This is a genomic window from Amphibacillus xylanus NBRC 15112 (assembly GCF_000307165.1).
GTDB classification, from domain to species: domain Bacteria; phylum Bacillota; class Bacilli; order Bacillales; family Amphibacillaceae; genus Amphibacillus; species Amphibacillus xylanus.
In genome coordinates this window covers 1,457,006-1,482,969 of the sequence record NC_018704.1, presented here as the reverse complement: position 1 = coordinate 1,482,969, position 25,964 = coordinate 1,457,006, and the positions used below count along the sequence as shown (strand labels likewise).

Annotated in this window: 24 protein-coding genes; 23 read left to right on the top strand and 1 reads right to left on the bottom strand. The window is 35.3% G+C overall.

Annotated features, from left to right (window positions below):
* Nucleotides 1-197: 197 nt before the first annotated feature.
* The 18 genes from yfmF to AXY_RS12790 all read left to right on the top strand — a co-directional run bounded on the left by yfmF (nucleotide 198) and on the right by AXY_RS12790 (nucleotide 19,974).
* Nucleotides 198-1,484, top strand: coding sequence for an EF-P 5-aminopentanol modification-associated protein YfmF (yfmF, locus tag AXY_RS07370; protein WP_015010172.1), 1,287 nt, complete (start codon nucleotides 198-200; stop codon nucleotides 1,482-1,484).
* Nucleotides 1,477-2,763 carry an EF-P 5-aminopentanol modification-associated protein YfmH gene (gene yfmH, locus AXY_RS07365; protein WP_015010171.1) on the top strand — a complete coding sequence of 429 codons (1,287 nt, stop codon included), beginning with the start codon at nucleotides 1,477-1,479 and terminating at the stop codon, nucleotides 2,761-2,763. Before yfmF ends, yfmH begins: the two co-directional genes overlap by 8 nt.
* 213 nt (nucleotides 2,764-2,976) lie before the next feature.
* Nucleotides 2,977-3,861 carry a helix-turn-helix domain-containing protein gene (locus tag AXY_RS07360; protein WP_015010170.1) on the top strand — a complete coding sequence of 295 codons (885 nt, stop codon included), beginning with the start codon at nucleotides 2,977-2,979 and terminating at the stop codon, nucleotides 3,859-3,861.
* Between the two features lie 78 nt (nucleotides 3,862-3,939).
* Entirely contained in the window at nucleotides 3,940-4,518 is a 579-nt protein-coding gene (pgsA, locus tag AXY_RS07355) for a CDP-diacylglycerol--glycerol-3-phosphate 3-phosphatidyltransferase (RefSeq protein ID WP_015010169.1), read from the top strand.
* Nucleotides 4,518-5,759 carry a competence/damage-inducible protein A gene (locus AXY_RS07350; protein WP_015010168.1) on the top strand — a complete coding sequence of 414 codons (1,242 nt, stop codon included), beginning with the start codon at nucleotides 4,518-4,520 and terminating at the stop codon, nucleotides 5,757-5,759. The genes pgsA and AXY_RS07350 overlap by 1 nt, the downstream gene beginning before the upstream one ends.
* A 157-nt stretch (nucleotides 5,760-5,916) precedes the next feature.
* The gene (gene recA / locus AXY_RS07345) at nucleotides 5,917-6,945 is read left to right on the top strand and encodes a recombinase RecA (protein ID WP_015010167.1); all 1,029 of its coding nucleotides are present in this window, start codon (nucleotides 5,917-5,919) and stop codon (nucleotides 6,943-6,945) included.
* Nucleotides 6,946-7,193: 248 nt separating this feature from the next.
* Nucleotides 7,194-8,765 (top strand): ribonuclease Y, encoded by a 1,572-nt coding sequence (gene rny / locus AXY_RS07340; protein ID WP_015010166.1) that lies wholly within the window; start codon nucleotides 7,194-7,196, stop codon nucleotides 8,763-8,765.
* 147 nt (nucleotides 8,766-8,912) lie between these two features.
* Nucleotides 8,913-9,710, top strand: a complete 798-nt coding sequence (locus AXY_RS07335) for a TIGR00282 family metallophosphoesterase (protein ID WP_015010165.1) — start codon at nucleotides 8,913-8,915, stop codon at nucleotides 9,708-9,710.
* A gap of 132 nt (nucleotides 9,711-9,842) precedes the next feature.
* Nucleotides 9,843-10,103: a stage V sporulation protein S gene (locus tag AXY_RS07330; protein ID WP_015010164.1), complete on the top strand. Its 261-nt coding sequence runs from the start codon at nucleotides 9,843-9,845 to the stop codon at nucleotides 10,101-10,103.
* A gap of 86 nt (nucleotides 10,104-10,189) precedes the next feature.
* Entirely contained in the window at nucleotides 10,190-11,110 is a 921-nt protein-coding gene (locus tag AXY_RS07325; RefSeq protein ID WP_015010163.1) for a dipeptidase, read from the top strand.
* 114 nt (nucleotides 11,111-11,224) lie between these two features.
* Nucleotides 11,225-11,587 carry a RicAFT regulatory complex protein RicA family protein gene (locus AXY_RS07320; protein ID WP_015010162.1) on the top strand — a complete coding sequence of 121 codons (363 nt, stop codon included), beginning with the start codon at nucleotides 11,225-11,227 and terminating at the stop codon, nucleotides 11,585-11,587.
* 149 nt (nucleotides 11,588-11,736) lie between these two features.
* The gene (locus tag AXY_RS07315) at nucleotides 11,737-12,285 is read left to right on the top strand and encodes an outer spore coat protein CotE (RefSeq protein ID WP_015010161.1); all 549 of its coding nucleotides are present in this window, start codon (nucleotides 11,737-11,739) and stop codon (nucleotides 12,283-12,285) included.
* 212 nt (nucleotides 12,286-12,497) lie between these two features.
* Nucleotides 12,498-13,841, top strand: a complete 1,344-nt coding sequence (locus AXY_RS07310) for an ISLre2 family transposase (protein WP_015009875.1) — start codon at nucleotides 12,498-12,500, stop codon at nucleotides 13,839-13,841.
* Between the two features lie 223 nt (nucleotides 13,842-14,064).
* A complete protein-coding gene (gene mutS / locus AXY_RS07305; protein WP_015010160.1) occupies nucleotides 14,065-16,635 on the top strand; it encodes a DNA mismatch repair protein MutS in 2,571 nt (856 codons plus the stop codon).
* A 3-nt stretch (nucleotides 16,636-16,638) separates the two neighbouring features.
* Nucleotides 16,639-18,465 carry a DNA mismatch repair endonuclease MutL gene (mutL, locus tag AXY_RS07300; protein WP_015010159.1) on the top strand — a complete coding sequence of 609 codons (1,827 nt, stop codon included), beginning with the start codon at nucleotides 16,639-16,641 and terminating at the stop codon, nucleotides 18,463-18,465.
* Nucleotides 18,466-19,422, top strand: a complete 957-nt coding sequence (miaA, locus tag AXY_RS07295) for a tRNA (adenosine(37)-N6)-dimethylallyltransferase MiaA (protein WP_015010158.1) — start codon at nucleotides 18,466-18,468, stop codon at nucleotides 19,420-19,422.
* Between the two features lie 32 nt (nucleotides 19,423-19,454).
* A complete protein-coding gene (hfq, locus tag AXY_RS07290; RefSeq protein ID WP_015010157.1) occupies nucleotides 19,455-19,679 on the top strand; it encodes an RNA chaperone Hfq in 225 nt (74 codons plus the stop codon).
* A gap of 157 nt (nucleotides 19,680-19,836) precedes the next feature.
* Nucleotides 19,837-19,974: a hypothetical protein gene (locus AXY_RS12790; protein WP_155835481.1), complete on the top strand. Its 138-nt coding sequence runs from the start codon at nucleotides 19,837-19,839 to the stop codon at nucleotides 19,972-19,974.
* Nucleotides 19,975-20,004: 30 nt separating this feature from the next.
* On the opposite strand, the gene AXY_RS07285 is transcribed toward AXY_RS12790, so the two are convergent.
* The gene (locus AXY_RS07285; protein ID WP_015009875.1) at nucleotides 20,005-21,348 is read right to left on the bottom strand and encodes an ISLre2 family transposase; all 1,344 of its coding nucleotides are present in this window, start codon (nucleotides 21,346-21,348) and stop codon (nucleotides 20,005-20,007) included.
* A gap of 248 nt (nucleotides 21,349-21,596) precedes the next feature.
* Between AXY_RS07285 and AXY_RS07280 the strand changes: the two genes are divergently transcribed.
* The 5 genes from AXY_RS07280 (at nucleotide 21,597) to AXY_RS07260 (ending at nucleotide 25,956) form a co-directional block, all read left to right on the top strand.
* Complete coding sequence (locus AXY_RS07280; protein ID WP_015010156.1) at nucleotides 21,597-22,340, top strand: AAA family ATPase; 744 nt, start codon at nucleotides 21,597-21,599, stop codon at nucleotides 22,338-22,340.
* A 39-nt stretch (nucleotides 22,341-22,379) separates the two neighbouring features.
* A complete protein-coding gene (hflX, locus tag AXY_RS07275; RefSeq protein ID WP_015010155.1) occupies nucleotides 22,380-23,600 on the top strand; it encodes a GTPase HflX in 1,221 nt (406 codons plus the stop codon).
* A gap of 133 nt (nucleotides 23,601-23,733) precedes the next feature.
* Nucleotides 23,734-24,732, top strand: a complete 999-nt coding sequence (locus AXY_RS07270; protein ID WP_015010154.1) for an LLM class flavin-dependent oxidoreductase — start codon at nucleotides 23,734-23,736, stop codon at nucleotides 24,730-24,732.
* A gap of 67 nt (nucleotides 24,733-24,799) precedes the next feature.
* Nucleotides 24,800-25,258 (top strand): VOC family protein, encoded by a 459-nt coding sequence (locus AXY_RS07265; RefSeq protein ID WP_015010153.1) that lies wholly within the window; start codon nucleotides 24,800-24,802, stop codon nucleotides 25,256-25,258.
* Nucleotides 25,259-25,263: 5 nt separating this feature from the next.
* Entirely contained in the window at nucleotides 25,264-25,956 is a 693-nt protein-coding gene (locus tag AXY_RS07260) for an SDR family oxidoreductase (protein WP_015010152.1), read from the top strand.
* The last annotated feature ends 8 nt before the right edge of the window (nucleotides 25,957-25,964 follow it).

The following is a 25,964-nucleotide window of genomic DNA, read 5'->3' as shown; positions in this document are numbered from 1 at the left end:
ATTTGGCATTGAACCTTTTTTTATTGTTTCGCCTAAGATCCTAAAATTCTGTTATATTATATAGTGGTAATTGTTACCTGAGTAATTATGTTGTAAAATATAATGAAGGAATAGAATATGGACACAATAATGAAGACATTTAGTAATCAAATCTCAATATCACATCAACTATTCCACTACGAAGGAGGCCATTTAAAATGGACATCAATTTAAAAACGATTGAAAAAAAAGGCTATAGATTACATATAGTTGATCATAAAAAATTTAAAACAATTCATTTTACAGCAAAGTTTCGTACCGCATTAAATAGAGAGGATATTACGAAACGTGCGTTACTTCCTTTTGTATTACAGCAGGGGACAGCAAAGTATCCAACCGCAAACCTATTTAGACGAGAATTAGATAATTTATATGGTTCAACATTTTCTATTGATGGTACTAAAAAAGGTGAACAACATATCTTAACAGCTCGCATGACACTAGCTAATCAAGCGTATTTGTCAACTGACGAAAATATTTTACAAGAAGGATTAACGTTTTTTAGTGAAGCAATCTTTAAACCAAAGGTAGAAAATAATCAGTTTGATCCGAAAATCGTTAACAAAGAAAAGCAAACATTGAAACAAAAAATTACATCTATAGTTGATGATAAGATTCATTATGCAAACATTCGCTTAGTTGACGAAATGTGTAAAGATGAACCTTATCAAATTCATGTGCACGGCTATTTAGAGGATATTGATGCAATTAATGAAACTAATTTAGCTCAATACTATGAGAAAGTTTTAACAGAGGATAAACTTGATCTGTATGTAATGGGTGATTTTGAATCAGTTAATGTCGAAGGAATAATTGGTGATTTATTCGATCGCAATCAAGTTTCGACGAATGATGAAGATTTAACGATTGAAGATCGCCATGTTAAAGAGTCTCAAGAAGTAATTGAAGAACAATCAATCCAACAAGGTAAGCTTCATCTAGGTTTCAGAACACATACACGATTTCAAGATCCTGATTATCCTGCATTACAAGTGTTTAATGCGATATTCGGTGGTTTTCCGAGTTCTAAACTATTCATCAATGTCAGAGAAAAAAATAGCTTAGCTTATTATGCTTCGTCACAATTTGAAAGTCATAAAGGTTTACTATTTGTATACAGTGGAATTGCCCCAAATGACTATGAAAAAGCAAAAACGATTATCATTGAACAAATGGATGCAATGAAACAAGGTGACTTTACAGAAGAGCAAATTGAAGAATCTAAACGACAAATTATTAATCAATATAAAGAAACGCTAGACGATCCATTTGGAATGATTGAGGTACTTTATAATCAACGAGTCGGTCAATCTGATCGATCAGTTTTTGAATTAATCGAAGCAATTCAAGAAGTTGATAAGTCAATGATTGTTAAGGTAGCAGAAAAAATGGAACTAGATACGGTATATTTCTTAACAGCGATGGGAGGCCAGAATCATGAATAAAATGACCTACGATCAATTAAAAGAGACAGTATATCGAGAGGTCTTACCAAATGGTTTACAAGTTATTTTAATTCCTAAGCAAGAGATGTTACAAACATATGGAATTTTCACAACACAATATGGTTCAATTGACCAAACGTTTGTCCCTTTAGGTGAGGATGAATTTATTACTGTACCAGATGGGATTGCGCATTTCCTTGAACATAAATTGTTTGAAAAAGAAGATTATGATGTTTTTCAATATTTCACGAAGAATGGTGCATCATCTAATGCCTATACTTCATTTACAAAAACGGCATATCTGTTTTCATCGACGACAGATATCCTTGATAATACGAAGATATTGTTAGATTTTGTTCAAGAACCTTATTTTTCAGATCAAACAGTAGAAAAAGAAAAAGGGATTATTGCACAAGAAATTAAAATGTATGATGATCAACCAGATTGGAGAGCTTTCTTCGGTATCATTGGTGCGATGTATGAAAAGCATCCTGTCAGAATTGATATTGCAGGAACAGTCGATTCGATTAACCAGATTACTAAAGAAGATTTGTATACTTGTTATCACACTTTTTATCATCCATCTAACATGATCTTAACTTTAGTCGGACAATTTGATCCAAAAGAAATGATTGATATGATTAAAGCAAATCAAGAAAGTAAAGAATTTGCACCTCCGACTACGATTAAACGACATTTTGAAGCAGAACAACCAAAAGTATATAAAGAAATTGAAAAAATTAATATGCCAGTTGCCGTACCTAAATGCATGATTGGAATTAAGGAACTGCCTGCAACTGATAGTAAACAATTTATTAAAGAAGAATTGATTGCTGATATGTTATTGGATTATTTTTATTCGAGATCGGGTACGTACTACCAGGAGCTTTACGATCTAGATTTAATTGATGGCGGATTAGGTTTTGAAACAGAACGTCAAAAAGAATTTTGCTACTCTATTATTGGTGGTAATACTCAATATCCAGATCAATTAGCTGAGAAAGTAAAAGAACAGCTTGCAACTTTTAAGGATTATCAAATTGCCGAAGAAGATTTTGAACGAATGAAACGCAAATCAATCGGTCAAATAGTAAGAAGTATGAATCGCGTATCAGATATAGCGAATCAAGTGACACACTATCAGATGCTTGATTTTGATTTCTTTAAATTAATTCCGACATTAGAGGAAATTACATTAGAAGAAACAAATTCGTTTTTAAATAACTGGATCAAAGAAGATAATGTTGCAGTTTTCCAAGTTATCGCTGAGCAAAAGTAATCAATTCAGAACTTATAATCATGTAACTTTTTGATGTTTAACAGAGTCTATTATATTAATTGGAACAAATTTTAGGTAATTGAGTGAAAAATTAGCTAGAATTAGTGAAAATTAAGATTTCCTCTTTAATATATGGAGAAAATCATTTATTATAGAAATAGTGGTCTGGACTTAGATACAGAAAGTAATATTGTTAAACGGATGGTGTTATAGATGCAAATTGGTGAAAAATTAAGAGAAGCCCGTTTGGAAAAAGGGTACAGCTTGGATGATGTTTCTCAAAGAACAAAAATCCAAATAAGACATTTGAAAGCGATTGAAGAAAATAACTTTTCAATGATTCCAGGTAATTTTTATGCCCGGGTATTTATTAAAGAATATGCAAATGTAGTTGATCTGGATTTTAAAGCTCTGTTGGATGAGCATCAGCATGAAATTCCGAGTTCTGAACAGCAAGTTGATTACACACAGTTATCTCGAACACGAAGAAAATCAACTTCGTCTAAACCATCACCATTTGCAACAATTATGCCAACAATTATTGTGTTTGTGCTACTATTTGGTGTAGTATTCTTTATTTGGCGCACATCTCTTAATCCAAATAATTCTGATCCGGGAATTACTGATCAAGTAGATAGTGATCAATCAGCAGGCGATAAAGTGTCAATTCCTTCAAACGATAGTGATGATCAATCTAATCAGGAGTCAGATGATACCAATGATGACACTAGCGAGAACGAACCAAATAAAGAGCTTGATGAGGAACCAGAGTTAGCGCTCATATCATATGAAAATGCTGAATCAAAGTATTCTTATAAATCAAATGAGGAATCAATTGAATTGATTATTGAATCCTCAACTAGTAATTGGCTAGAGGTTGAAAATGATCAAGGTGAACGGTTATATTATGCAACATTACAGTCAAATGCCTCTCCGATTACTTTTGATATTTCAACAGAAGATTTTATTTACTTAAGGTTCGGTAATCCTCAAGATATTAAAATAATGATAAATGATATAGAAGTTGAACTATCAGAAGAAATATCACCTACTGCGGTACAAGTTCTATGGCTTTATTTAAATGAGGAAACGGAATAAGTCGTCATGACCCCGCTCATCATGTGATGGGTGGGGTTTTATGATGATAATTTGATAAACATGAAAGGATGGATAAACATGAATATCCCAAATCGAATTACTTTATCAAGAATTTTTTTAATCCCAATTTTTATTATTTTATTAACAATTGATCTTGATTGGGGAAGTTGGACGATCGGTGCAACTACTCTTCCTATCGATCATTTTGTTGCTGCATTAATCTTTATACTAGCATCTGGAACAGATTGGTTAGATGGTTATTATGCTCGAAAGTACAATTTAGTTACAAATCTAGGGAAGTTTTTAGACCCGATGGCTGACAAGCTATTAGTAACTGCAGCTTATGTGTTGTTAATTGAACTTGGTTCAGCACCAGCTTGGCTTGTCATCATTATATTATCTCGTGAATTTGCAGTGACTGGGCTTAGAATAGTGGCTGCTGGAGAAGGTTTAGTATTAGCGGCTAGTCCTTTGGGTAAATGGAAAACGACATTTCAGTTATTATCAATCATTTTCTTATTATTGCATAACTACCCATTTTCTTATTTAGATTTTCCAATGGGTCAAGTATTACTTTATATAGCTTTAATTTTAACTGTGATTTCAGGTGTAGACTATTTTATTAAGAATTGGCATGTAATGAAGGAGTCTAAATAATGGATATGCAGGCTGAGATTGTTGCGGTTGGTACTGAATTATTACTCGGACAAATTGCTAACACCAATGGTCAGTGGATTTCATCACAATTAGCTACTAAAGGGATTGGTGTGTATTTTCACCAAGTAGTTGGCGACAATCATGAAAGATTAAAATCGGTGATTATACAAGCGCTAGAGCGATCGAATTTAATCTTAATTACGGGTGGTCTCGGCCCTACAGATGATGACTTGACGCGAGAAGTCGTTTCAGAGGTTGTAGGGAAAAAGTTAATTGAAAACGAAGCAGTTCTAGCAGATATAAAGGATTACTTTAATCGAACAAATCGTCCTATGTCAGAAAACAATTCAAAACAAGCACTTGTCATTGATGGTGCGGTTGTCATTCGAAATCCAATTGGAACTGCTCCAGGCATGCTAATTGAATATCAGCAATCGCTAATCGTTTTAATGCCTGGTGTACCAAGTGAAATGAAAAATATGGTGACAGATTCAATCTTGCCCTATCTTGAGGAAAAATATCAGTTAAATGATGTGATAGAATCTAAAATGCTTCGATGTATTGGAATAGGCGAGTCACAGCTTGAAACTGAAGTGAAGGATCTAATTGAAAATCAAACTAATCCAACAATTGCTCCACTCGCTGCAGACGGCGAAGTAGCTCTAAGAATTACAGCTAAAGCAAGTTCAAAAGAATCTGCAAAACAATTGATTGAAACGATGGAAACAGAAATTCATAACAGGATTGGTCAATATATTTATGGTTCCGATGATCAAAAATTAATTGATGTGATTATTAATCAATTAAAAAAAGAAAATGCAACAATTGCTGGTGCAGAAAGCTTAACTGGTGGAAAATTTGCTGATCAGTTTGTATCAATTCCAGGATCAAGTCAAGTTTTCAACGGTAGTTTAGTTAGTTACAGTAATAGTGCCAAAATAAACGCGTTAGGCGTGAATCAAGCAACAATTGATCAATATGGTGTCGTAAGTAAACAAACAGCCTACGAGATGGCAAAACAGGCCAAGCGAGCCTTTAATTCAACTTATGCACTAAGCTTTACTGGCGTTGCTGGACCAGAGCCATTAGAAGGACAGCCAGTTGGAACTGTGTATATTTGTTTATATCACAATGAAAATGACTATCAAACACATACATGTCATTTTTCAAAGCCACGTAATATCGTTCGTGAATTAGCTGTGAAGAGAGGATTGGAATTAATCTATAAATATTTAAAGTAGCCATTTTTATCGGCTGTTTTATTGGAATGAAAATAAAAATCAAGAAAACAGTGTAATTTTATATATAAAAATAAGAGAACATTCATTCGCATTTTGCTTGTGTAATTCTTTGAAAAAAGGTATGATAGGAGTAGCTTAAATTTGAGGAGGAATTCGGATGAGCGATCGTAAACAAGCCCTTGATCAGGCTTTGAAATCAATAGAAAGACAGTTTGGTAAAGGCTCAATTATGAAACTTGGTGATCAAGCTGAACATAAAATAGCGACGGTTTCTAGTGGATCATTAGCACTTGACATTGCGTTAGGAATTGGGGGCTATCCTAGAGGTCGTGTAATTGAAATATATGGTCCAGAGTCATCTGGTAAAACGACAGTATCCTTACATGCGATTGCAGAGGTACAAAAACGAGGTGGTACAGCAGCTTTTATTGATGCTGAACACGCTTTAGACCCAGTATACGCTAAGAACTTAGGCGTTAATACAGATGAGTTGTTACTTTCTCAACCAGATACTGGTGAGCAGGCTTTAGAAATTGCTGAAGCTCTAGTTCGTAGTGGCGCAGTAGATATTGTAGTAGTGGACTCAGTAGCTGCACTAGTACCTAAAGCAGAGATAGAAGGGGAGATGGGCGACTCACATATGGGGCTTCAAGCACGATTGATGTCTCAAGCCCTACGTAAACTTTCAGGTGCAATAAACAAATCACAAACGACGGCAATTTTTATTAACCAAGTTCGTGAGAAAATTGGTGTTATGTTTGGTAATCCTGAAACAACTCCAGGGGGTCGAGCATTGAAGTTCTACGCATCTGTTCGCTTAGAAGTACGTCGTGCAGAAACGATTAAGCAAGGTAATGAGATGGTAGGTAACAGAACAAAAATTAAAGTTGTTAAAAATAAAGTAGCCCCGCCTTTCAAGCAAGCAGAGGTAGACATTATGTATGGAGAAGGTATATCTCAAGAAGGAGAACTTTTAGATATTGCTTCAGATTTAGATATTGTGCAAAAGAGTGGTGCATGGTATTCATATAACGAAGTACGTCTTGGTCAAGGTCGAGAAAATTCTAAGGAATATTTACGTGAGCATCCTGAATTGATTGATGAAATTAATCGAGCAGTTCGAGCTCATTATAATTTAGATGGTGAAACTACAGAAGTAATGGATGAATTAATTCCAGAAGAATAAAAAATTGATCTATTGGTCGAGTTTGTTCATACAATCTCGACCAATTTTTTTCACGATTCGATACGAAAATTGTCGAAAAAAATTACTTGTTCATGTTTTCTTGACATTGCCTAATTACACCAGTAATATTAATAATGTATAATTATTTAAATTATACTATAAAATTAATGACGCATTTCAAATAGGTAATACAAAGTACATGCCGACTTAAAAAGACTTACAAATGAATAGCAAGAGGAGGTGAAACCATGAATTATGTGGATATTTTCGTTATCATCATCTCCAGTTTAGCTATCCTAATCGTCGGTATTGTTGTTGGCTATCTAATTCGTAAATCAATTGCAGAGAAAAAGATTTCTAGTGCAGAAGAGCTGGCAAAACAAATTGTAGCCGAAGGGCGTCGGAATGCTGAGGTTGCTAAGAAAGAAGCCTTATTAGAAGCGAAAGATGAAAATCATAGACTTCGACAGCAAGCAGAAGAAGAACTACGTGAACGACGTGCAGAGCAACAAAAACAAGAAAACAGACTCCTGCAAAGAGAAGAAAACCTTGATCGTAAAGATGAAACGTTGGTTAAACGTGAGCGTATGCAAGAAATGAGAGAACTAGCTCTAGCAGAAAAACAACAACAAATTGAAGAAATGGAAGGCAAAGTAGAAGCTTTGTTGGCTGAACAACAGGCTGAACTGGAGCGCATTTCTGGTTACACATCGGAGCAAGCAAAGCAAATTATATTAGAACGTGTACAAAAAGAAGTCAATCATGAATCAGCTCTAATTATTAAAGAAGCAGAAAATCGTACAAAAGAAGAAGCTGATAAGAGAGCAAAGGATATTTTATCATATGCGATGCAGCGTTGTGCGGCTGATCATGTCGCAGAAACAACTGTATCTGTAGTTAATCTCCCTAATGATGAAATGAAAGGCCGAATTATTGGTCGTGAAGGTCGAAATATTCGGACTTTAGAAACATTGACAGGAATAGATTTAATTATTGATGATACACCGGAAGCTGTAATTTTATCAGGTTTTGACCCAGTTCGACGAGAAATTGCAAGAATTGCTTTAGAGAAATTAGTTCAAGATGGCCGGATTCACCCAGCTCGAATCGAGGAAATGGTTGAGAAATCAAGACGTGAAGTCGATGATTACATCCGTGAGGTTGGTGAAGAGACAACCTTTGAGGTTGGGGTACACGGTCTACATCCTGACTTAATTAAGATTCTAGGTCGTCTGAAATATCGTACAAGCTATGGCCAAAACGTATTGAATCATTCAATCGAAGTGGCTCATCTAACTGGAATATTAGCTGCTGAATTAGGAGAAGACGTGACATTAGCTAAACGTGCTGGACTACTACATGATATTGGTAAAGCAATTGATCATGAAGTTGAAGGTAGCCACGTTGAAATAGGTAAAGAACTTGCGATTAAATATAAAGAGAAAGATGTTATTGTAAACGCAATTGCCTCACACCATGGTGATGAGGAGCCTACTTCTATCATTGCCGTTTTAGTAGCTGCTGCTGATGCTTTATCCGCTGCAAGACCAGGTGCAAGAAGTGAAACGTTAGAAAATTACATTAAACGACTTGAAAAGTTAGAAGAAATTTCTGAATCCTATGATGGTGTAGAAAAGTCATTTGCCATTCAAGCTGGTCGTGAAGTCCGAATCATGGTTAAACCAGATGAGATTGATGATTTAGAAGCTATTCGTATTTCACGAGATATTCGTAAGCGAATAGAAGATGAATTAAATTTCCCTGGACATATCAAAGTAACTGTAATTCGAGAGACTCGCGCAGTTGAATATGCAAAATAACTAATGTGTTAATAGAATCAGGGTGACCGTTAAAATTGACGGCACCCTGTTTCTTTTTGACAAGTTTTGATCATTGTGCAACACTAAATTTTATAAGGAATATATAAATGCGAGAATTTGTGAATTTTATGATGAAGGAGTAAATTTATGAGAATTTTATTTATCGGTGACATTGTTGGTTCTCTAGGAAGAGAACAGCTTGAGTCCTATTTACCGAAATTAAAACAAAAATATCAGCCTCAACTTACCATTGTGAATGGAGAAAATGCAGCAGCTGGTAAAGGGATTACTGAAAAAATCTATAAGCAATTACTTAACTATGGTGCAGATTTTATCACAATGGGGAATCACACATTCGATAAAAAGGATATTTTTGATTTTATTGATGATACAGATAAACTGATAAGACCGGCCAACTATCCAGAAGGTACACCAGGAAAAGGTTATGGGTTTGTCAATGTTAACGGAACGGAAGTAGCGATTGTCAATTTACAAGGGCGTACTTTTTTACCGGCAATTGATGATCCGTTTCGCTACGCAGATCAATTAATTGATGAGATTAGAAAGAGAACACCAATTATTTTTATTGACTTTCATGCAGAAGCAACAAGTGAAAAATTAGCACTTGCCTGGTATCTTGATGGGAAAATTAGTGCATTAGTTGGTACGCATACACACGTGCAAACCGCGGATAACCGTATTTTAGACAATGGAACGGCATATATAACAGATGTAGGAATGACTGGCCCATATGATGGGATTATCGGAACTGATCGAGACGCAGTTATTAAACGCTTTTTAACACAGATGCCAGTCAGATTTGAAGCAATTAAAAAAGGTAAAGCTCAATTGAGTGGTGTTGTTATTGATATTGATAACAAAACGGGTAAGGCAACGAAAATCGAGCGAATCTTAATTTCCGATGACCAACCATTTTTCGAGTAAACATTATTAGCTAACTGAATACTGGAATTTTAGTTTTTTTAAGGCCAAATTATTTGATCTTAGCATATCAGAAAATATCACGAATATAGTAAAAGTGGTAGGAACTTAAGAAACTAATGGGAGGTAGCAAAGATGGACGTATTAAAAGTGTCATCAAAATCAAATCCAAATTCAGTAGCAGGTGCGTTAGCGAATGTATTACGGGAAAGAGGTACGGCAGAAATTCAGGCAATTGGTGCAGGGGCGCTCAATCAATCTGTAAAAGCAGTTGCCATTGCTCGTGGCTTTGTAGCACCGAGTGGTGTTGATTTAGTTTGTATCCCAGCTTTTACAGATATTAAGATTGATAACGAAGAACGGACTGCAATCAAGCTAATAGTTGAACCGAGATAAAGTGAGATAAATCAGTGTGGTGGAGGTCATCCCCACACTGATTTATGTTGATATATAGATTGAAAAATTAATTGGGGGTGTTAGTTATGATAGATGCTCACTGTGATTTACTTTATCAATTGTGGCTTCATAACTATGATGTTAATTTTAGCGATAATCTTCAATTTGATTTAACTAAATGGAGAAATAGTCCAGTCAAAATACAAGCCTTCTCAACCTTTGTCCCCGATAATGTCCCCGCCAATCAACAATTTAATGTAGCACTGAAGATGGTAGAAATTTTTTATGAAAAAATTATTTACCCTAATCCTGATATTATTCCCATTCAATCAAAATCTGATATAGAAAACTTAGAAGAGAATCAATTAGGTGCGATTTTAACTCTAGAAGGTTGTCATCCGATTGGTAATGATATAAATAAGCTTATACGACTAATTGATGAAGGTGTACGTATTGTCGGTCTTACATGGAATAATAGTAACGCTGTTGCTGATAGTATCACAAGCCATAACAATAAAGGCGTGTCTCGATTTGGTGAAGATGTTATTCAACTGTTAAATGAAGAAATGATTTGGACTGATGTATCTCATCTATCTGTCCAAGGATTTTATGATGTCATTGAACAGGCTGATCATGTTATTGCATCTCACAGCAATGCTGCTCATATTTGTCCACATCCACGTAATTTAACTGATCATCAGATCAAATCAATCATCGACCGGGATGGACTTATTGGTGTCACATTTGTCCCTGAATTTACGAAAGAAGCAGATATCGTTACAATACCTGATTTAATACGTCATATTGATTATTTTATTGAGATGGGTGCCTCAGATCAGCTTTGCTTCGGTTCTGATTTTGATGGTATTACAAATACAATTGTCGGACTAGAAAATGTTTTAGGATTTCATCGTATTAAAAGCTACTTAACTGAACATTATAGTAAAAGTATTGTAGAAAAAATTACTAGGCAAAATTTTATTAACAAATTTCCTAGAATCAAATAATATCTTTAATTTCTACTCCATAAAGTTTGTAATCATGTTAAACTAAAAACAGAACTTAATCATATCAAATCAAAACAATTTGATGATAAATATACAGTTGAGGTGTAAGATATCATGGCTTATTCAAAAGAAGAAATCTTAAATAAAGTAGAAGAAATTACAAATCGATTAGATCAATTAGAAGAGGTTGAACGATATAAAGCACTAGAAGCAAGATTAAATGAGAATCAAAAAGTAAAAGACCTCATTGAAGAGATTAAAAAACTACAAAAACAAGCAGTTAACTTACAAGCTTATGGGAAAGTTAATGCGGTGAAGGAAATAGATCAGAAGATTGATGCTATTCAAGCTGAAATTGATGCAATTCCTATCGTCGATGAGTTTAAATCAACTCAAGTTGTCGTCAATGACCTATTACAAACGTTAATGTCAAATATCGATGTCAAAGTGAATGAAAAGTTTAGAGCGATTGAATAGTTTATAATAAATACAATAGTTTTTTTATTTTTTACCTCCAGTTTTGTAGCACATCTTAGGCAAATGCATAGGATGAATTAGGTGATGCGAGTCACTTCGCCTAGCCATCATGCATAAGCTAAAGTATCAAGAATGGAGGTTAAAAAAATATGTCATTTTTGGATCAAGACTATCGTGAAATAATTACCAAAGCGGTAATTGGTAAAGGTCGTAAGTTTAACGAAGATACACATATTGTAAATCCAACACATCAACCATCAAGTATTTTGGGCTGCTGGATCATTAATCATTTATATAATGCTAAACGTAAAGGTGAAGACAAGGTAGAAGTTAATGGTAGCTACGATATTAATGTTTGGTATTCATACAATGACCATACAAAAACAGAAGTTGTCACAGAACGAGTCACTTATACAGACGTGATTGATTTATCAGCAAGAGATAAGCAAACAGTTGGAAATAAAGTTGATGTCTATGCAAAAGTATTGCAACAGCCAAAATCTACATCATGCACAATCGACAAAGCCACAAATAAAATTAAAACAGAAGTTGAACGCGAATTCTTAGTAGAAGTTATCGGTGATACTAAAGTATCTGTTCGGGTTGATCCAACAGCAACACTTGGTAGTGACGATGACGATTGGATTGATGAATTAACTGATGAAGAGTTAATCAATTTAGACCCAGAATTAGAATGATAGTAGTTGTAAGCGTACAGTTACACTGTACGCTTTATTTTTTTGTATGAGTAAAATTATTGTGGGCGCAAAAATATATTAACCCCTTCACTAAGTGAAGGGGCCAGCAAGCGATAGCGCGGTAGGAAACAAAGCAAAAGTCATGAAAAAAGGGACACTCCTTGGTAAAATGATAGTCGACTAAAACACCATTACCGAAAGGAGAATCCCTCATGGAAAAGAATATCATAAAATACCCAAATTTAAAACAAATTGAGCAATTGGTTTGGAGACAATTACAAGAAACCTTTGGTTTCGTTATGAAACAGGTCTTGGAGGATATGGACCAACAGATTGCCGATGAACGTGATAAAAAGCGCTATCGTCTTATTGATAAAAGAAAGTTTAATATAGCTAGTCTCTTTGGTGAGATTGAATTATATCGCAATTATTACCTTGACCGATCAACTGGGGAATATGTCTATCTTCTTGATCGTTATCTAGAGTTTGAGGAGGCCGGTTCTTTTAGTCCATTGATTGAGGAAGCTGCCATTGAGCTAGCTGTTAAGGGTCGCTCCTATCGAAATGCAGCTAATACATTACAAACTCTATTAGGTTACCGGGTTATCAGTCATGAGGCAATTCGTCAACACCTATTAGAGGTTACGTGTAAACCTAAAAAGCGTGAACCTATACTCCAACCCGTCTTATTTGTAGAAGTAGATGGTTTATTTGTAAAACGCCAAGGTAAATGGAAAAAGGGAAAAGAAGAGAAAATAGCAGCTGTCCATCAAGGATGGGAAGTCAATGGAAAACGGGTTAGCCTTAAGAACAAACGTCATTTTATTCACAAAGGAAAGCAACCCTTTTGGGAGGCTTTTGAGGACTTTCTAATTGAAAACTTCGAATATGACCCGACTTTTCACAAGCTGGTTATAAATGGAGATGGTGCCAACTGGATTACATCCTGTCGTGAGTATTTTAAAGGTCGTGTATTCTTTTCTCTTGATCGCTTTCATGTGGCACGAGAGGTTAAGAGTATATTCAGTAAGCATCCTCGTTATCGGTCCATTCGTAAAGCCCTTGCGGCATACAAATACAAAACGTTCTTAACAGAGCTTAACAGTGCCGTAGGAACGCTTGAGGATGAGGAGAAGGAGGAACGACTTGTGTCGTTTATCCGCCAATTAGAAAAATATCCAGAAGCATTGGGAGATTATAGAATATGGTTAAAAGAACAGGGAATTGATACAACTGGTATGCGTCCAATGGGAAGCGCAGAGGGAACCATGAGTGTGTTTGCCAAAAGACTAAAAAATGGCCGTAGTTGGTCGGATAAAGGTGTAAGTGCCATGGGCACTGCATTAGTGGCCTTCTTGGATAATTTGTCCCTAAAGACTTTATTCGGGCGAATAGATAAATGGACAGAAATCGAGCTGGAAAAGAAACCACCAAGACATTATAAAGAAAAGGTTAAAAGAACCATTGGTCAGGTTACCAGAGACAATCTTATGTACCTAAAAGGAAAGGCAAATATTCCGATATACAACGTGTTAAAGGAGTTATCTGGTTTTTAAAAAAGGCAAAAACTTTATCAAGGGGTCACCTTAAAATGATGAATCCGCTTTCATTATTAACGTAGAAAAAATTGCCTACAAATACTTGACTCAAACTATTTTTTTGAATGATTTTATCCCCTCACGGTCTCTATGTTATAATAATAAGGCTACATGAAATAATAAACGCTTACGGATTGATTTTTCAATCATTCATTATAGTAAGTTTAAGGAGTATTTGTTTATGACTAAATATACGCCGATGATTGAGCAATATTTAAAAATTAAAGCACAGCACAAAGACAGTTTTCTGTTTTTTAGATTGGGAGATTTTTACGAATTATTCTTCGATGATGCCGTTAAAGCAGCTCGAGAATTAGAGATTACATTGACTAGTCGTGATGGTGGTGGGAAAGAACGGATTCCAATGTGCGGCGTCCCACACCATTCTGCAACAAATTACATTAAAAATTTAGTGGAAAAAGGCTATAAAGTTGCTATCTGTGAGCAAGTAGAAGATCCAAAAGAGGCTAAAGGCGTCGTCAAAAGAGAAGTTGTTCAGTTAATTACGCCAGGAACAGTGATGGACGGTGTTATGCTAGATGAGAAAGAAAATAATTATTTAGCTAGTTTAGCTAATTTTGATGAAGATACATATTCAATAGTCTACATTGATTTATCAACTGGTGAGACGAGTGGTGCGCTTGTTACGACAGGTTGGGCTCAAGTATTAAATGAGTTATATAATCGTCCAGTAAAAGAAGTCATTATTTCACCTCAATTACCAGAATTAAAAAGACAAAGTTTGATTGATCGTTTAAATATCACCATTTCATATGGAGAGCAAACAGAATTAAAAGCGTCATATGACCATTTAGTTGAACGAATCGATAGTAAACAGATCATAACGGGCTTCAGTCAACTCATTAGCTACTTAGAAATGACACAAAAAAGAGCACTAGATCATATTAAACCGCTAAAAGTTATTGAACTTCATCAATATCTTGGTCTTGATATGTACTCAAAACGTAACCTAGAGCTAACAGAAACGATTATTAAAAAAACTAAAAAGGGTAGTTTATTATGGGTGCTTGATCAAACTGTAACCGCAATGGGCGCAAGAAAGTTAAAGTCATTCTTAGAACGTCCTCTCTTAAATCAGTCAGCGATCGAAAAACGCTATCAATTTGTAGATGGTTTAATGGCAGATTACATTCAACGAGAAGAATTACGTGAGCACTTAAAATCTATCTATGACTTAGAGCGATTATGTGGAAGGGTTGCATTTGGAAATGTTAATGCACGTGATCTCTTACAATTAAAAATCTCTTTAACAAAGGTACCAGCAATTAAAGAGGTATTAGCAAAATTTTCAGAGATAGAAATAGTCAATCTAAGTCAAGCTCTCGATCCGATTACTGATTTAAAGCTATTGCTCGAGAAGAGTCTAGCAGATGATCCACCATTAACGATTAAAGAAGGTAACATTATTCGCGATGGATTTAATGAAGAATTAGATAAGTATCGAGATGCGTCGAGAAATGGTAAACAGTGGATCGCAGAGCTAGAAAATCAAGAAAAAGAAGCAACCGGAATTAAATCATTAAAAATTGGTTATAACAGAATCTTTGGCTATTACATTGAAGTAACTAAAGCAAATCTACATCTTTTACCTGAAGGGAAATATGAGCGTAAGCAAACATTGTCAAATGCAGAGCGCTTTATTACCCCAGAGCTAAAAGAAAAAGAAAACTTAATTTTGTCAGCAGAAGAAAAAAGTATCGAACTTGAGTATCAATTATTCCTTAAATTGCGAGAACAGGTACTTGAATATATTCCACGCTTACAAAAGCTAGCTGATCAGATTAGTCAATTAGATGTATTTCAAAGCTTTGCTACGATTAGTGAGCAGCAAGGCTACTGTCGACCACAATTAACAACTGACGGTAAAGTTGAAATTATTAAAGGAAGACACCCTGTCGTTGAAAAAGTCATGAATGATACAACATACGTTCCAAACGATGTCTATTTAGATCAAGACAATCAAATATTACTTATTACAGGACCTAACATGTCAGGAAAGAGTACGTATATGCGACAGGTCGCTTTAATTGTGATTATGGCCCAAATCGGCTGTTTTGTCCCAGCAGATAAAGCGGTATTACCGATTTTTGATAAAATATTTACTCGAATTGGTGCATCAGATGATTTAGTTGGTGGACAGAGTACATTCATGGTAGAAATGTTAGAAGCAAAACACGCATTAACTTATGCAACAAAGAACAGTTTAATTTTGTTAGATGAAATTGGACGTGGGACAAGCACTTATGATGGTATGGCGATAGCACAAGCAATTATGGAATATGTCCATGATCATATTGGTGCTAAAACATTATTCTCTACTCACTATCATGAATTAACGAGTCTATCTGAGCAATTAACAAGGTTGAAAAATGTTCATGTTCGCGCTGAGGAATTTGAAGGCCGTGTTGTGTTTTTACACCAAATAAGAAAAGGTCCAGCAGATAAGAGCTACGGTATACATGTCGCTAAATTAGCAGAATTACCAGATGTCTTAATTGAAAGAGCGAATGTTATTTTGGAACAACTAGAACAAAATAAACAATCGGAAATAAATACGAGTCAATCAGATCAGTTAAGCTTTTTTGTCAATGAGGCCGTTGAACAAGAACGCCCAATAGAACAATCAGCGGTTGAGAAGAAGCTTAAATCAATTAACATTATGGAATTAACACCAATTGAAGCGTTAAATGAACTTTATCGATTACAACAGCTGCTAAATAAGGAGGACTAAATCGTGAAAATTTATACGATGCCTGATATTTTAGCAAATAAAATTGCAGCAGGAGAAGTAGTTGAACGACCAGCATCGGTAGTGAAAGAACTCGTTGAAAATAGTATTGATGCTGGTAGTACAACGATTAAAGTTGAAGTGGAAGAAGCGGGACTGCGAAAAATTAAAATAACAGACAATGGTTCAGGTATGTCTGCTGACGATTGCGAGCGTGCTTTTTTACGACATGCCACAAGTAAAATCCGCTCAGAAAATGATCTGTTTCATGTTAAAACATTAGGTTTTAGAGGAGAGGCTCTTGCTTCAATTGCAGCAGTAAGCAGATTAACGATAAAAACATCAACTGGTGAAGAAGCAGGTACACAATTGATTCTAGACGGTGGGAAAATAGTTGAGAAAGATCGTACAGATGCCCGACAAGGCACAGAAATCTCAGTAGAGCACTTATTTTATAATACGCCTGCACGTTTAAAACATATGAAAACAATTCATACTGAATTAGGGCATATAACCGATGTTATGAATCGTCTTAGTCTTGCTAATCCACACATTAGATTTGAGCTTTATCATAATGATAAACAATTATTTCAATCAAATGGTCGTGGAGATTTAATTCAAATCATCGCCCAAATATACGGGGTGTCAGTAGCTAAAAAGATGCTAAAAATTGAATGCAAAACACTTGATTATCAGATAACCGGCTATATATCTAAACCTGAAGTGACTCGATCATCACGAAATTATATGTCAACAATTATTAACGGGCGATATATTCGAAGTATCCCGCTAAATCATGCCATCCTTAAAGGCTATCATACGTTATTACCAATTGGTAAGAGTCCGATCGTCGTTTTACAAATCGAGATGGACCCGATACTAGTAGATGTCAATGTACACCCAGCGAAACTAGAAGTTCGATTTAGTAAAGAAAGAGAATTGTATCAAGCAATTGAAGAAACTGTTCGAGAAGTATTTCGCAAGGAAACGTTAATCCCAAGAGTGTCGTTAAATACACCAAAACATACGCGAACTGAACAAGAAAGTTTCCAATTTGAACATAGAAAAACAACAATACAGGACGATTCAGCGACTCAAACTGTTCCTCAAAAGCTAGAATCACTAGATCCTGAACCAATAAGCGAACCAGAGTCAAACCAAGCAAATGAAGACTATCAAAACTATGACTTAACTGAAACTACACAACAGGTTGAAGTAGATATTGATACACCGCTAGAAAAACCGATTAACCGTGTACCAGTGATGTATCCAATTGGCCAGCATCATGGTACGTATATTATTGCTGAAAATGAACAGGGCTTGTATTTAATCGATCAGCATGCTGCGCAAGAACGAATTAAATACGAGTATTTTCGAGATAAGATAGGTGAAGTAGATCGTGAGCTTCAACAATTACTCGTTCCATTAACATTTGATTTCTCTCAGCAAGAAGCGTTAGTCATTGAGCAGTATCAGGCAGAATTAGAATATGTCGGCCTATATTTTGAGCATTTTGGACAATCAACTTATCTTATTCGTTCACATCCAACATGGTTTCCAGTTGGAGAAGAGGAAGAAATAATTAGAGATATGGTTGATCAGATCATTCGAGATGGTCAAATAAATATTAGTAAATTAAGAGAAGAAGCGGCAATCTTAATGTCATGTAAACGGTCGATTAAAGCCAATCATCATTTAAATAAAGATGATATGTTTAAATTACTAGAAGATTTACGAGGGACAGAAGATCCATTCACATGTCCTCATGGTCGACCAATTATTATCCATTTTTCAAGTTATGAGATGGAGAAGCTGTTTAAGCGGGTGATGTAAATGAAAGAGAAATTAGCGCAAGATCGTGTTCTTGTCATTGTTGGACCAACAGCCGTTGGTAAGACTGCACTGAGTATATATTTAGCAAAGCAGTTTAATGGTGAAATTATTAGTGGAGACTCGATGCAAATTTACCGAGGGATGGATATTGGTACAGCAAAAGTGACAGAGGAAGAAAAAGAAAATATTCCACACCATATGATTGATATTAAAGATCCAAGTGAGTCATTTTCAGTTGCAGAATTTCAAGAGAGTGTCCAAACTCATATTGCTGAAATTAATCGGCGAGGGAAGTTACCGATTATTATCGGTGGCACTGGACTATATATAAATGCAGTATTGTATGATTATCAATTTTCCGACCAAAAAAGAGACCTTTCATATCAAGCAAAAATTGAGCAAGAAATTGAGCAATTTGGTATCGAAAAAGTATACCAAAGATTACAGTCGCTTGATCCAATCCAAGCAAGTCAAATACATCCGAATAATGTCCAACGCGTTATTCGAGCTTTAGAGGTAATTGATCGGACAGGCCATACAATGACAGAGTTACATGTGAATCAACCTAAAATCCCACGCTACGATTCAACCATTATTGGCTTGAATATGGAGCGTACATTATTATATCCTAGAATTAATCAGCGTGTCGATTTAATGGTACAAAAGGGATTAATTGACGAAGCGCGCTTTTTCTATGATAATGGATTAAGAGATGCTCAATCTATGAAAGCAATTGGCTATAAAGAATTGATTCCTTTCTTTGAAGGTGAATGTAGCTTAGAAGAAGCAATCGAAATATTAAAAAGAAATTCACGTCGTTATGCAAAAAGACAGTATACTTGGTTTCGTAATAAACTAAATGTAGATTGGTATTCTATCACTCCTGACAATCAAGAATTAGTTTTTGAAAAAATTTCAGCTGATTTAGCAGGAATTTTTGAAAATATAGAGAATTAATAATATATAGAGAGAAAAGAGGAGGAAATACAATGGCTCAATCAGTAAATATTCAAGATCAATATTTAAATGCATTAAGAAAAGATTATATTCAGGTGACTGTCATTTTGACGAATGGTTTCCAATTAAGAGGACTAATTAAAGGCTTTGATAACTTTACCGTTTTAGTCGAATCTGATGGAAAGCAACAACTGATTTTTAAACATGCAATCTCTACATTTTCCCCGTCTAAAAATGTTACTTTAGACATTGAATAAACGTTAGTTTTCTTTGGGGGTTAATAGTTTCATAACAAAACAGGTGTAGATAAAGAAATAACTCTACACCTGTTTTGTCTATTTATAGCTGATTTTGAATCGAAAAATTTCCTTCTTCATGCGTATACATATATTATGAAGGAGAGTGATCGATCAAATGACATCAAGAGCTAACCGAATTAATATTATTTTACATGATACGAAACAAAAGCAAATACAAGAAAATGATCGTTTGAGTCAAGTATTTGTAGGCAATTTTTCTACGTTAATAATGAAAGCGGATTCATCATTTTAAGGTGACCCCTTGATAAAGTTTTTGCCTTTTTTAAAAACCAGATAACTCCTTTAACACGTTGTATATCGGAATATTTGCCTTTCCTTTTAGGTACATAAGATTGTCTCTGGTAACCTGACCAATGGTTCTTTTAACCTTTTCTTTATAATGTCTTGGTGGTTTCTTTTCCAGCTCGATTTCTGTCCATTTATCTATTCGCCCGAATAAAGTCTTTAGGGACAAATTATCCAAGAAGGCCACTAATGCAGTGCCCATGGCACTTACACCTTTATCCGACCAACTACGGCCATTTTTTAGTCTTTTGGCAAACACACTCATGGTTCCCTCTGCGCTTCCCATTGGACGCATACCAGTTGTATCAATTCCCTGTTCTTTTAACCATATTCTATAATCTCCCAATGCTTCTGGATATTTTTCTAATTGGCGGATAAACGACACAAGTCGTTCCTCCTTCTCCTCATCCTCAAGCGTTCCTACGGCACTGTTAAGCTCTGTTAAGAACGTTTTGTATTTGTATGCCGCAAGGGCTTTACGAATGGACCGATAACGAGGATGCTTGCTGAATATACTCTTAACCTCTCGTGCCACATGAAAGCGATCAAGAGAAAAGAATACACGACCTTTAAAATACTCACGACAGGATGTAATCCAGTTGGCACCATCTCCATTTATAACCAGCTTGTGAAAAGTCGGGTCATATTCGAAGTTTTCAATTAGAAAGTCCTCAAAAGCCTCCCAAAAGGGTTGCTTTCCTTTGTGAATAAAATGACGTTTGTTCTTAAGGCTAACCCGTTTTCCATTGACTTCCCATCCTTGATGGACAGCTGCTATTTTCTCTTCTTTTCCCTTTTTCCATTTACCTTGGCGTTTTACAAATAAACCATCTACTTCTACAAATAAGACGGGTTGGAGTATAGGTTCACGCTTTTTAGGTTTACACGTAACCTCTAATAGGTGTTGACGAATTGCCTCATGACTGATAACCCGGTAACCTAATAGAGTTTGTAATGTATTAGCTGCATTTCGATAGGAGCGACCCTTAACAGCTAGCTCAATGGCAGCTTCCTCAATCAATGGACTAAAAGAACCGGCCTCCTCAAACTCTAGATAACGATCAAGAAGATAGACATATTCCCCAGTTGATCGGTCAAGGTAATAATTGCGATATAATTCAATCTCACCAAAGAGACTAGCTATATTAAACTTTCTTTTATCAATAAGACGATAGCGCTTTTTATCACGTTCATCGGCAATCTGTTGGTCCATATCCTCCAAGACCTGTTTCATAACGAAACCAAAGGTTTCTTGTAATTGTCTCCAAACCAATTGCTCAATTTGTTTTAAATTTGGGTATTTTATGATATTCTTTTCCATGAGGGATTCTCCTTTCGGTAATGGTGTTTTAGTAGACTATCATTTTACCAAGGAGTGTCCCTTTTTTCATGACTTTTGCTTTGTTTCCTACCGCGCTATCGCTTGCTGGCCCCTTCACTTAGTGAAGGGGTTAATATATTTTTGCGCCCACAATAATTTTACTCATACAAAATGATCAGTACAATCCATTTGCGCATATTGAAAAAGTATTAGCTGATCTTATTGGTCTAGACTTTATTTATGATAAGATGAAAGAAATATATGCACTCATTGAGATGAATAAAAGGAGAGAAGCGGTTAATTTAAAAGTCGAACGTCAGAGCCTAAATATGCTATTCAAAGGTAATCCAGGTACTGGTAAAACAACAGTGGCACGTCTACTTGCTAAGTGGTTCGCTGAATTAGGCATATTGGAGAAAGAAAAAATAATTGAAGCAGATCGTTCAGATTTAGTTGGCGAATATATTGGCCAAACCGCACATAAGACTAAGGCATTAATTAAACGAGCCCATGGTGGATTATTATTTATCGATGAAGCCTACTCATTGGCTCGTGGTGGTGAGAAAGATTTTGGCAAGGAAGCAATTGATATGTTAGTCACCCATATGGATAATCAAAAAGAAATGTTTATTTTAATTTTAGCAGGGTACCCTGAACAAATGGATGAATTTCTCGAAACAAATCCCGGTTTACGTTCACGCTTTCCATTTATCATAGATTTTCCTGATTACGATGCTGATCAATTATTAGCTATTGCCAAAAATATGGTCAAAAATCGAGATTATAACTTAACAAAAGAAGCAGAAAATAAGCTATATAATTTGTTTACAAAACAATTACGCGAAACTAACATGGATAATTTTAGTAACGGTAGACATGTAAGAAATATAATTGAACAAACGATACGAAATCAATCGATACGTTTAATTCAACAAAGATTATATGATGTAAATGCACTCATTCAATTAACAGCAGTAGATATACCAACATAAGCAATATGTAATTGGAAGTTTAGAAATGAGGGAGTACAATTGGCAGAAAAGATTTTAATCATTGCTGTACAAAGACAAACTGATGACGATTTACACTTCCATTATTCAATGGAAGAAATAAAGTCATTATCAAAAACTGCACGAGGGGAAGTCGTTGACGTTATAACACAAAAACGTAATCAACCCCATCCAGCAACATATTTAGGTAAAGGTAAAATAGAAGAAATTGATTTAATCATTGAATCAGAGGAAATTGATTTAATTATAGCAAATGATGAGCTATCAGCTTCACAAATGCGAAACCTTCAAAATCGAACAGGTGTATCAGTAATAGATCGAAGTCAATTGATCTTAGATATCTTTGCAAGTCGAGCAACTTCAAACGAAGGTAAGCTGCAAGTAGAGCTTGCGCAATACCAATATTTATTACCTAGATTACACGGCCAAGGTTTGGCATTATCACGATTAGCCGGTGGAATTGGAACACGTGGCCCCGGTGAAACGAAATTAGAATCTGATCGCCGACATATTAATCGTCGTATTAATGAGATTAAACGTCGATTACAAACGGTTGTAAATCAACGAGAGCAATACCGAAAAAGACGACGCTTAAACCATACATTTAATATTGCTATCGTCGGCTACACAAATGCAGGCAAATCAACACTTTTTAATCGACTTACAGATAGTGATAGCTTTGAGGAGGATCAATTATTTGCAACGCTTGACCCAATGTCAAGAAAGCTTAAATTACCATCTGGCCTATCGGCTATCATCACTGACACAGTTGGTTTTATGCAAGACTTACCAACAGAACTAATCGCCGCCTTTAAATCAACTTTAGAAGAAGTATCTGAAGCCGATTTAATATTTCATGTAGTTGATGCATCCCATCCAGACCATGACCAGCAGCAAGCGACTGTATTAGAGTTGTTAGAGGAATTAAATGCTGATCATATTCCAATGTTGACGATTTATAACAAGAGGGATCAAATTGAGGGAGATTTTATCCCAATGTTAAAACCGTCAATTGTCGTTAGTGCATTAGTCGAAAGTGATCGCCAAGATATTTTAGTTGAAACAGAAAGACTGATTAAGAAAATCTGGAGAAAATATCAGATTACACTACCAGCAGATCAAGGAAAAATTCTACAACAATATAAACAACATTCTCTGATGATTAGCGAAGTGTTCCTTGAAGAGCAACAAGCCTACCAAATTGAAGGGTACTTACCAGAGGATCATCCACTAATTAGATAGATAAAATATCTAAAGAATGAAATTAATTATTTTCATTCTTTAGTTTTTTTTATTACAATAGGTAAGCATATACTTAAGCCCTTTAATGAAAAAGTGATAAGCTTATAGATGAGAGAAAAAAGGAAGTGAAATAATGACGCAAATTAATATTCCTGTTTCTGTGTTAGATTTAGCACCAATCAGACAAGGAGAGGATCAACGACAAGCCATTCAGTCAGTAGTTGATCTTGCAAAAGAGACAGAAAAACTAGGCTATGAGCGTTTTTGGATCTCTGAACATCATAACACACCAAATTTAGTTAGTTCAGCAACAGTTATTTTAATAAAGCATGTCCTTGAACATACTGAATCCATTCGCATTGGTGCAGGAGGTGTCATGTTACCCAATCATGCTCCGCTTGTTGTAGCTGAACAATTTGGCACAATGGAAACAATCTATCCTGGAAGGCTTGATTTAGGCTTAGGTCGTGCTCCTGGGACAGATATGCTTACAGCGAGTGCATTAAGACGATCAAAAGGTCACGATACAGTATATACATTCCCTAATGATGTTCAATCGTTATTAACATACTTTGGTCCAGCCGCCCAACAAGGCCATGTAAAGGCAATTCCAGGTGTAGATACAAAAGTTCCTATATATATTTTAGGCTCATCAACTGATTCAGCGAGATTAGCCGCTAATTTAGGTTTACCATATGTTTTTGCTTCACATTTTGCACCAAGACATATGGAAGATGCGATCTCTTTATATCGCGAAAATTTCAAGCCTTCACCATACTTAGATAAACCGTATGTGATGATTTGCTTAAATGTTGTTATCGATGAAAATGACCAAGCAGCAGAACGTGAATTTACGACAACACAGCAATTTTTCCTTAATGTCATTCGTGGTGCTGCCCAACCATTACAACCACCAGTAGACGATATTGATGCAATTTGGACACCACAAGAGAAATTAGCAGTAGAATCAATGACCAATGAAAGTTGGGTTGGCAGTAAAGATACAGTGAGAAATAAAATGATTCAATTCCAAAATAAATATAATGTAGACGAGATTATGGCAGTATCGTATATCTTTGATCGAGATAAACAATATGAATCATATCGTCAATTAAAAAACATTACTAAATAAATTTTGATTGCAAAAATTGTCGCCCCCTTACATAATTGTAAGTGAATATATTTAAAATGGAGGAAACATGATGAAAAATTTACTAGGAACAAATTTAATCACACAAATTGGAATTTTAGTTCATGACGTAGAAAAAACTGCTCAAGCTTATGCGGACTTTTTCGGGGTTGAAAAACCAGAAATTTATATGACAGATGTTCTAGAAAAGTCACAAGCAGTTTACAAGGGTGAACCAATGCCAGCTAGAGCTAAACAAGCATTTTTTGATTTTGGCCAACTTCAAATTGAATTAATGGAACCAGATCATAATCCAAGTACATGGCGTGATGAGTTAAATACAAATGGAGAAGGCCCACATCATATCGCATTTACGATTGAGGGCATGAATGAGAAGATCACTTTAATGGAGCAAAAAGGAATGAAGTTAATCCAAAAAGGTGAGTATCCAGGTGGTCGTTATGCATACTTAGATACTTTTGATCAACTTAAAGTGATGATCGAACTATTAGAAAACGATAAGGAGTAATTTTGATGAATATATTAATTACAGGAGCAAATCGAGGGCTAGGACTAGCTCTTGTTAACCATGCTTTAAGTAATGGAGATAATGTGATTGCGACAGCACGATCAATGAATGAAGATCTTGATAGATTACAGACAAAATATCCTGATAAACTTCATGTGTTACAATTTGATGTTACAAATGAATCCGCTATCATTACTGAAAGAGATCGAATTGCTAAAGAAATAGATTATATTGATGCCATTATTAATAATGCAGCAATTCTAAATGGTCGCGATCAATTAATCGAGAATTTAAGTATTGAAGATTGTTTACTAGCTTTTGATATTAATACACTAGGTCCAATTAGAATTATTAAGCATTTCCTACCGTTATTACGCAAAGGAAATGAAAAGTCTATTATCAATATTAGTTCAGAAGCGGGTAGCCTTACAAATGCTTATGCCGGCGATTATCCATACGGTTTATCGAAAGTGGCATTAAATATGTTAACGGAAAAACTAGTTAGAGAGTTGAAGGATGATCAGATTAATGTTATGTCTGTTCACCCAGGCTGGATGCAGACGGATATGGGTGGAAATCAAGCACCAACTAATCCAAATGATACGGCAAAAAATATCTATCAATTTATTACAAATCCACCTAAATCAACTACTGGATTCCATTTCTTCGAACATTCCGGTAAAATGATGGACATTTAAAAACAAAA